The 229-nt window shown below is 76.0% G+C and carries 1 protein-coding gene; it reads right to left on the reverse strand.

Features of this window, described 5'->3' with window-relative positions:
- Positions 1 to 214, reverse strand: a 214-nt coding sequence (locus tag FJ658_RS15290; RefSeq protein ID WP_370454818.1) for an alpha/beta fold hydrolase, incomplete at its 3' end; no start/stop codon positions are given.
- Between the last annotated feature and the right edge of the window lie 15 nt (positions 215 to 229).

Consider the following 229-nt stretch of genomic DNA (forward strand, 5'->3'; position numbering starts at 1 on the left):
CCGCGGAGAGCCCGGTGCCCGCGCGGTCGTAGCGCACGAGACGCCGCCCGCGCGCGAGGGCCTCGAGGTAGCCCCGCTCCTCGGGCAGCTCCCAGCTGAGGTCGAGATGGCCGAGCCAGCCCGCCACGTAGACGAGGGGGCGTCCCGTGCCCGACTCGGCGTAGGCCAGCTCGACGCCGTCGCCCGTCGTCACGCGACCCGTCCGCTGCAGCACCCGACCATTCTGCGC

The sequence above is a fragment of the Schumannella sp. 10F1B-5-1 genome (genome assembly GCF_006517535.1).
In the GTDB taxonomy this organism is placed as follows: Bacteria; Actinomycetota; Actinomycetes; order Actinomycetales; family Microbacteriaceae; genus Schumannella.